The 7,675-nt window shown below is 68.5% G+C and carries 8 protein-coding genes; 2 read left to right on the top strand and 6 right to left on the bottom strand.

Going from position 1 to position 7,675, the window contains the following annotated elements:
- Positions 1-120: 120 nt before the first annotated feature.
- Together FUT87_RS13355 and FUT87_RS13350 are read right to left on the bottom strand one after the other, a co-directional pair.
- Positions 121-1,131 (bottom strand): YncE family protein, encoded by a 1,011-nt coding sequence (locus FUT87_RS13355; RefSeq protein ID WP_147241334.1) that lies wholly within the window; start codon positions 1,129-1,131, stop codon positions 121-123.
- A 306-nt stretch (positions 1,132-1,437) separates the two neighbouring features.
- Positions 1,438-2,250: a TIGR00266 family protein gene (locus FUT87_RS13350; RefSeq protein ID WP_147241333.1), complete on the bottom strand. Its 813-nt coding sequence runs from the start codon at positions 2,248-2,250 to the stop codon at positions 1,438-1,440.
- Between the two features lie 74 nt (positions 2,251-2,324).
- On the opposite strand from FUT87_RS13350, the gene FUT87_RS13345 reads away from it, so the two are divergent.
- On the top strand, positions 2,325-3,125 hold the full coding sequence (locus FUT87_RS13345; protein ID WP_310735201.1) for an IclR family transcriptional regulator C-terminal domain-containing protein: 801 nt from the start codon (positions 2,325-2,327) through the stop codon (positions 3,123-3,125).
- Between the two features lie 58 nt (positions 3,126-3,183).
- Here FUT87_RS13345 and phbB read toward each other — a convergent pair whose 3' ends face one another.
- From phbB to phaC, 3 genes are all read right to left on the bottom strand, one after another.
- Positions 3,184-3,921 carry an acetoacetyl-CoA reductase gene (gene phbB / locus FUT87_RS13340; RefSeq protein WP_147241246.1) on the bottom strand — a complete coding sequence of 246 codons (738 nt, stop codon included), beginning with the start codon at positions 3,919-3,921 and terminating at the stop codon, positions 3,184-3,186.
- A gap of 97 nt (positions 3,922-4,018) precedes the next feature.
- On the bottom strand, positions 4,019-5,206 hold the full coding sequence (locus tag FUT87_RS13335; protein WP_147241245.1) for an acetyl-CoA C-acetyltransferase: 1,188 nt from the start codon (positions 5,204-5,206) through the stop codon (positions 4,019-4,021).
- Positions 5,207-5,288: 82 nt separating this feature from the next.
- Positions 5,289-7,037 carry a class I poly(R)-hydroxyalkanoic acid synthase gene (gene phaC / locus FUT87_RS13330; protein WP_254783603.1) on the bottom strand — a complete coding sequence of 583 codons (1,749 nt, stop codon included), beginning with the start codon at positions 7,035-7,037 and terminating at the stop codon, positions 5,289-5,291.
- Positions 7,038-7,055: 18 nt separating this feature from the next.
- Between phaC and FUT87_RS13325 the strand changes: the two genes are divergently transcribed.
- The gene (locus FUT87_RS13325; RefSeq protein ID WP_310735192.1) at positions 7,056-7,535 is read left to right on the top strand and encodes a hypothetical protein; all 480 of its coding nucleotides are present in this window, start codon (positions 7,056-7,058) and stop codon (positions 7,533-7,535) included.
- Here FUT87_RS13325 and FUT87_RS13320 read toward each other — a convergent pair.
- Positions 7,455-7,675 (bottom strand): laccase domain-containing protein (locus FUT87_RS13320; RefSeq protein WP_222617141.1); only part of this gene is annotated, 221 nt, incomplete at its 5' end. The two genes, FUT87_RS13325 and FUT87_RS13320, sit on opposite strands and share 81 nt — an antisense overlap.

The raw sequence follows: 7,675 nt of genomic DNA, 5'->3' as shown, positions 1-7,675 counted from the left end.
GTCTCGCTCGCGGCGATGCCGAGCGCGAGCGCCACGACCGGACGCGCCAGGCGACCTGGGCGCGCCGGACCACGCGGGACGAACGGGATCTTCACGGCCAGGGCCCTCGTCAGCCGGCGCTCACTGGCGCGGCATCTGGTCCAGCGTCCAGACGCCGTGCGGCGACTTGCCGACCTTGACCTGCTGCAGGATCTGCTTGGTCTGCAGGTCCATCACGGTGAGCTTGCGCGCCCAGCGCGAGGTGAACATCAGCGTGCGGCCGTCGGTCAGGATCTCCATGTCGTCCGGACCGCCGGGCGCCTTGAAGGTGTCGACCACCTTGAAATCCGCCAGCGCGATCTTGCTGATCGTGTTGGCCGCGCGGTTGCTCACCAGCACATGCTTGCGGTCGCCCAGCGCGCGGAACGAATGCGCGCCGTCGCCGGTCTCCAGCTTCTTGACCAGCCGCGGCTGCGCGCCGTCGACGTCGTAGACCTCGACGCTGCGCTCGCCGGTGAGCGCCACCAGCAGGTACTTGTCGTCGGGCGTCAGGTAGAGGTCGGCCGGCAGCTTGCCGACGGGGATCTTCCAGCGCGGCGCCATCGTGTTCAGGTCGATGGCCAGCAGCTCCGAGCTGTCCTGCAGGCTGGCGTAGACAACGCTGCTCTTCGTGTCGATGGACAGGTGGCTGGGCGTCTTGGGCGCGGAGAAGCGCTTGAACAGCGCCAGCGGCTGCGCCGCGTTCTGCGGCTGCCACTTGTAGATGTCGACGTGATCCAGGCGGTTGCCGGCCAGCACCAGCCACTTCATGTCGGGCGAGAAGCGCAGGTGATAGGGGTCGGGGATGCCGTGGACGGTGCGCTGCACCTCGGCCGTGACCGGGTCCAGGAAGGTCAGCGAGTCGCCCAGCGCGTTGGCCACGACCATGGTCTTGCGGTCGGGCGTCAGATAGAGGTGGTGTGGCTCCTTGCCGGTCGGGATGCGCTTGACCTGGCGGAAGTCCTTCGGATCGATCACGCTGACGTCGGCGTCCAGCGAGTTCAGCACGAAGATGGGACTGCCGGTGGTGGCCAGCGCCGACGGCGCCGCGATCGACGCGCTCAGCGCCACGGCCAGGGCGGCCAGCAGCGGCCGCGCGAGGGAAGACAGCATGGAGATCCTCAACAGGGAGATGCCCGGCGAGCCGGGCGGCACGCAGCCCTCAAGTGTAGGCGGGTTCTCCCTAGGTCCGACCCGGAACAGCGCCGCCAAGGCCCGCCTGATGCGGGTTTCGGGCGGGTTTCGGGCGGGTTTGGGACGGACCTGGGCGTCAGGCAGGCGGCGTCGAAGCGGCGCGTTCACGCGCGGACGCGGCGGGCGTCGGAGCGGGTGGAGCGCACCGCCGCCGTTGCATCCCGTTGCGGAAGACTTGCCGCCAGGGTTGCGGCAAGTCTGCGCATCGCGAACTTCTTGGGCCGGTTACTCGTCGTCGCCGCCGAGCAGGCCGCCCAGCAAGCCACCGGTGGCGAAGCCGCCCAGCATCGAGCCCTCCTCGCGTGCGCCGCCGCGCTGCGGGGCCGCGGCGAAGACGCGCGACGCCAGGCGCGAGAACGGCAGGCTCTGCAGCCAGACTTCGCCCGGGCCGGTCATCTTGGCCAGGAACAGGCCCTCGCCGCCGAACAGGGCGGTCTTGATCTTGCCCACGTACTGGATCTCGAAACTCACGCTCGGCGTGTAGGCGACGACGCAGCCGGTGTCCACCAGCAGCGTCTGGCCCGGTTGCAGCGTGCGACGAACCACGGTTCCGCCCGCATGCACGAACGCCAGCCCATCACCCTCGAGCTTCTGCATGATGAAACCTTCACCACCGAAGAAGCCAGTCGACAGCCGCTGCTGCAGCGCGATGCCCAGAGACACGCCGCGGGCCGCGCACAGGAACGCGTCCTTCTGGCAGATCAGCGTGCCGCCGAGCTTGCCCAGCTCCATCGGCAGGATCTTGCCGGGGTACGGCGCCGCGAAGGCGACGCGCTGCTTGCCATGAGCCTGGTTCGTGTAGACCGTGGTGAACAGCGATTCACCGGTCACCAGCCGCTTGCCGGCACCGAGCAACTTTCCGAAGAACCCGCCCTGGTTGGCGGAACCATCGCCGAACACCGTGTCCATGCCGATGCCGGCATCCATGAACATCATGCTGCCGGCCTCGCCGATGGCAGCTTCGCCGGGGTCGAGTTCGACCTCCACGAACTGCATCTCGGCACCCTTGATTTCGTAGTCGACAACGTCCATCGCCATGGTGTTCACCCTCTGTCACATCACAAAGAAACGGGCGCGATATTAACGTTTCGCGGCCTTTCTATACTGCGGTCATGACGCCCATGTCCCCTGACGAAAGCGCACCCCTCACTCCCCTGAAACCCGGCGACAGCTACGTGCAATCCTTCGCGCGCGGCCTGTCGGTGATCCGGACCTTCGACAGCCACCACGCCCGACAGACGCTGACCGAGGTGGCCAAGCGCTGCGGCCTGACGCGCGCCGGCGCGCGCCGCATCCTGCTGACGCTCCAGACGCTGGGCTACGTCCGTTCCGAGGGGCGGATGTTCGAGTTGACGCCGAAGATCCTGGACCTCGGCTTCGCCTACCTGTCCTCGCAGCCGCTGTGGCGCTTCGCCGAGCCGATCGCGATGCAGCTGGCCAACGACGTGCGGGAATCGGTCTCCATCGCGGTACTCGACGGCGACGACGCGGTCTTCGTGCTGCGCGTGCCGATGCGCAAGGTGCTGTCGGATCCGATGGGCGTGGGCAGCCGGCTGCCGGCCTGGGCCACGGCGACCGGCCGCGTGCTGCTGGCGGCACTTCCCGTCGAGGAACGCGAAGCCCGGCTGGCGCAGGTGCAACTGGCGCGTCGCGCGGTCAACACCGTGCGCACGCCGGAGGAGCTGCGCGCCGCGGTCGAGCAGGCCCGGCGCCAGCATTGGTGCCTGGTGGACCAGGAACTCGAGGACGGCGTGCTGACCGTGGCCGCGCCGATCGCCGGCCGCGATGGCAAGGTCGTCGCGGCGATCAACATCAGCACCCATGCGTCGCGGACGCGCCGCAGGTGCTGCTCGAGCAGGGACTGCCCAAGCTGCAGGCGGCGGCGCAGAGCCTGTCGCAGCTGCTGGTGTTGATGAAGAAGGACTGATCGCGCCGCGGAGCCCAGTCCGCGGGACTGGGCTCGGTCCCTTCTCACCCCATGTGCAGGCCGCCGTTGCAGCTGAAGTCCGCCCCGGTGGTGAACCCGGACGACTCGCCCGCCAGCCAGCCGACGATGGAGGCGATCTCCTCCGGCTCGCCCAGGCGCTTGACCGGGATGCCGGCGACGATCTTCTCCAGCACGTCCGGGCGCACCGCCTTGACCATGTCCGTGCCGATGTAGCCCGGGCTGACCGTGTTCACCGTGACGCCCTTGGCGGCGAGTTCCTGCGCCAGCGCCATCGTGAAGCCATGCATGCCGGCCTTGGCCGCCGAGTAGTTGGTCTGGCCCGCCTGCCCCTTCTCGCCGTTGACCGACGAGATGTTGATGATGCGGCCCCATCCCTTGTCCACCATGCCGGGCACCACCTGCTTGGTGACGTTGAACATGCTGTTCAGGTTGGTGTCGATGACGGTGTCCCACTCGTCGCGGGTCATCTTCAGGAACATGCGGTCCTTGGTCACGCCCGCGTTGTTGACCAGCACATCGATCTTGCCGTGCTCGGCGATCGCGCGGTCGAAGGCCGCGACGGTCGAGTCCCAGTCGGCGACGTTGCCGACCGACGCATGGAAGGTGTAGCCCAGCGCGGACTGCTCGCCCAACCACTTGGCATGGTCGCGGCTGGGGCCGCAACCGGCGATGACCTTGAAGCCATCCTTGTGGAGGCGCTGGCAAATGGCGGTGCCGATGCCGCCCATCCCGCCGGTGACGTATGCAACTTTCTGACTCATCTTGCTTGCCTCCTGAGGGGCCCGCCGGGCCGCCGCGTCCGCGGCCGGGGTGCCTGGAATGTCGGAACGGATACGACGCGCGAAAGGAAATCCGCGCTCAGCGCTCGACGCACAGGGCCACGCCCATGCCGCCGCCGATGCACAGGCTGGCGATGCCCTTCCTGGCATCGCGCTTGATCATCTCGTGCAGCAGCGTCACCAGGATCCGGGCGCCGGACGCGCCGATCGGATGACCCAGCGCGATCGCGCCGCCGTTGACGTTGACCTTGCTCAGGTCCCAGCCCATCTCCTGATGGACGGCGCAGGCCTGCGCGGCGAAGGCCTCGTTGATCTCGAGCAGGTCCAGGTCCTTGGCCTGCCAGCCGGCGCGCTCCAGCGCCTTGCGCGACGCCGGCACCGGGCCCATGCCCATGGTCTTGGGATCCACGCCGGCGCTCGCGTAGGACGCGATCCGCGCCAGCGGCGTCAGTCCCAGCGCCTTCGCCTTCGCATCGGTCATCAGCACCAGGCCGGCCGCGCCGTCGTTCAGGCCCGACGCGTTGCCGGCGGTCACCGAGCCCGCCTTGTCGAAGGCCGGCTTCAGGCCGGCGAGCGCCTCGGCGGTCGACTTGCGGTTGATGAACTCGTCCGCCGCGAAGACGACCGGATCGCCCTTCTTCTGCGGAATCGTCACCGGCACGATCTCGGCGGTGAAGCGGCCGGCGTCCTGCGCCGCCGCGGCCTTCTGCTGGCTGGCCAGCGCCAGCTCGTCCTGCTGCGCGCGGCTGACGTGGTACTCCTTGGCCACGTTCTCGGCGGTGATGCCCATGTGGTACTGGTTGTACACATCCCACAGGCCGTCGACGATCATCGTGTCCACGAGCTTCCAGTCGCCCATGCGCTGGCCGTCGCGCGAGCCCGGCAGCACGTGCGGCGCCAGGCTCATGCTCTCCTGGCCGCCGGCGATGACGATTTCGGAGTCGCCGTCGCGGATCGCCTGCGCCGCCAGCATCACGGCCTTCAGGCCGGAGCCGCAGACCTTGTTGATCGTCAGCGCGGGCACGGTGACCGGCAGGCCTGCCTTGATCACCGCCTGGCGCGCGGGGTTCTGGCCCACGCCCGCGGTCAGCACCTGGCCGAGGATGACCTCGTTGATCTGCTCGCCCTGCAGGCCGCTGCGGCGCAGCAGTTCCTGGATCACGATCGCGCCCAGCTCGCTGGCCGGCATCTTCGACAGCGTCCCTCCGAACTTGCCGATCGGCGTACGTGCCGCGGCGACGATGACGATGTCTTGCGGTGAACTCATGACTCGCTCCTCTTTCGAAACTGCTGAACTGCGGATGTCAGCGGGATGAAGGTGATGACTCCTGGACGCGGCGCGGGCGGCCTCACGCGCGCTGCTTCACATAACGGCCCGGCGCCGGCTCGATCGCCGCATGGCCGCGGCCGCCCGGCGCGCGCGGTGCCGCCTTCAGCGGGCCCGCGTGGCCGGCCAGCCACTGCGACCAGTCGGGCCACCAGCTGCCGGGATGCTCGGTGGCGTTCTGCAGCCATTGCTGAGGGTCGGCCGGCAGCGCCGTGCCCTTGCCGATCCAGTGGCTGCGCTTCTTCTTCTCCGGCGGATTGATGACGCCGGCGATGTGCCCGGACGCGCCGAGCACGAAACGCCGCTTGCCCTTGAAGACCTGCGTGCTGCGGTAGGCGGCATCCCAGGGGACGATGTGGTCCTCGCGCGAGCCGTAGATGTAGACCGGCGCCTGGATCCGACCGAGGTCGATCGCCTCGCCGCAGACGGTCAGGCGGCCGGGGATGCGCAGCTCGTTCTGCAGGTAGGTGTGGCGCAGGTACCAGCAGTACATCGGGCCCGGCAGGTTGGTCGCATCGCCGTTCCAGTACAGCAGGTCGAAGGCCGGCGGCGCGTCGCCCTTGAGGTAGTTGCCGACGACGTAGTTCCACACCAGGTCGTTCGGGCGCAGGAAGCTGAAGGTCGTCGCAAGCTCCTGGCCCTTGAGCAGGCCGGGGCCGCTCACCGCCTGGTCGCCCAGTGTCATCTCCCGCAGCTTCACCGCCTGCTCGTCGATGAACAGGTCCAGCACGCCGTTGCTGCTGAAGTCGATCAGCGTGGTCAGCAGCGTGACGCTCTCGGCGGGCTGCTGGCCTCTGGCGGCCAGCACCGCCAGCGCGGTCGCCAGGATGGTGCCGCCGACGCAGAAACCCAGCGTGTTGATCGTCTCGGTCCCTGCGATCTCACGCACCACCTCGATGGCCTTGATCGCGGCCTGGCCGATGTAGTCGTCCCAGGTCCAGTGCACGCAGTCCGCATCCGGGTTGCGCCAGCTCACCACGAAGGTGCGGTGGCCCTGCGCGACCGCGTGGCGGATCAGCGAGTTCTCCGGCTGCAGGTCGAGGATGTAGTACTTGTTGATGCAGGGCGGCACCATCAGCAGCGGCCGGGCATGCACCTTCGTGGTGAGCGGCTTGTACTCGAGCAGCTGGAAGAAGTCGTTCTCGAAGACCACGCTGCCTTCGGTCGTCGCGACGTTGCGGCCAACCTCGAAGGCCGATTCGTCGGTCTGCGACACATGGCCGCGCCGCACATCGGCCATCAGCAGCTGTAGGCCGCGGGCGAGGCTCTCGCCCTGCGTGTTCAGCGCGCGCTGCTGGGCCTCGGGATTGAGGGCGAGGAAGTTGCTCGGCGAGGCCGCGTCGATGAACTGCTGCACGGCGAAGCGCACGCGGGCGCGGGTCTTGTCGTCGCCCTGCACCTGATCGGCCATGCGCTGCAGCGTCTTCGCATTGAGCAGGTAGAGCTGCGCGGTGAAGTGGGCCAGGCGGTTGTTGTTCCAGGAGGCATCGGCGAAGCGGCGGTCCTTCAGCGCGGCGCCGGAGGCCGGTGCGCCATCGCTCGCGTGGGACTCGGCAAGCGCCGCGTTCCAGAGCTCGCCGGCTTGGCGGAGATAGTCCGATTGCAGCTGCGACCAGGCGTCTGGCGCGACCTGCATGGCCTGCAGCTGCTTGAAGGCGTCGCCGAATCCATGTGACAGGCCGGCCGCGGCCTGCTGTGCCTGCTGGGCCCACTGCTCGAAACCGGGGAACGATGCGCCGGGGAATCCGGCCGCGGCGTTGTTCGCGCTCATGTGTCTCCTCATGCCGACTTGAGCAAGAAGCTTGCCACAGCCGATCACGAGGATCACCGAGGTCGCTTCGCATATGCTCAGGCGCTTTGTAGCCCGTTCAGCTTACCCCCGCGTGACGATGATGTCGCCGATGACCCGAGGAATTTGCTGATGTATCTGGTGGCCATCGCCTGGATGTATGTGGTGCTGATGATGGCCGTGGCCGAGGCCTTCAGCCCGCAAGGCACGGTGCTCGGCGCGCTGGTCACGCTGGTGTTCTACGGCCTGATGCCGCTCTCGATCGTGATGTACCTGATGGGCACGCCACGGCGGCGCGCCGCGCGCCGGCGGGCCGAGGCCGACGACGCGGCGCAAGCGGCTCAAGCGACGAAAGCGAATCAAGCCGACGAAGCCGCCACGGCGGCCCGCGCGCCGGTCTCACCGCAGCCGGATGACGGCGGCCATGCGGCCGCTGCGCAGCCCATCGACACGTTCGTGGCGGAACGAAAAGAATCGTGACGGCTCGCTCAAGGTGCACCAGCCGCCACCGCTGATCGCGTCCAGGCCCAGCGCCGCCAGCCTGCGCCGCGCCAGTCCGTAGAGATCGACCCGCCAGCGCGGCTCGCCCTGCGCATTGGGCTCGAAGCGGAACAGCGGCT

This window comes from Mitsuaria sp. TWR114 (assembly GCF_007997345.1).
The sequence above is the reverse complement of the archived record's forward strand: the minus strand, read 5'-3'. Positions and strand labels throughout refer to the sequence as shown.

Bases quoted from the DNA above. Each gene is read 5' to 3' on its own strand.
- FUT87_RS13355 (WP_147241334.1), bottom strand. From the start codon at position 1,131: ATGCTGTCTTCCCTCGCGCGGCCGCTGCTGGCCGCCCTGGCCGTGGCG.
- FUT87_RS13350 (WP_147241333.1), bottom strand. From the start codon at position 2,250: ATGGCGATGGACGTTGTCGACTACGAAATCAAGGGTGCCGAGATGCAG.
- FUT87_RS13345 (WP_310735201.1), top strand. From the start codon at position 2,325: ATGACGCCCATGTCCCCTGACGAAAGCGCACCCCTCACTCCCCTGAAA.
- phbB (WP_147241246.1), bottom strand. From the start codon at position 3,921: ATGAGTCAGAAAGTTGCATACGTCACCGGCGGGATGGGCGGCATCGGC.
- FUT87_RS13335 (WP_147241245.1), bottom strand. From the start codon at position 5,206: ATGAGTTCACCGCAAGACATCGTCATCGTCGCCGCGGCACGTACGCCG.
- phaC (WP_254783603.1), bottom strand. From the start codon at position 7,037: ATGAGCGCGAACAACGCCGCGGCCGGATTCCCCGGCGCATCGTTCCCC.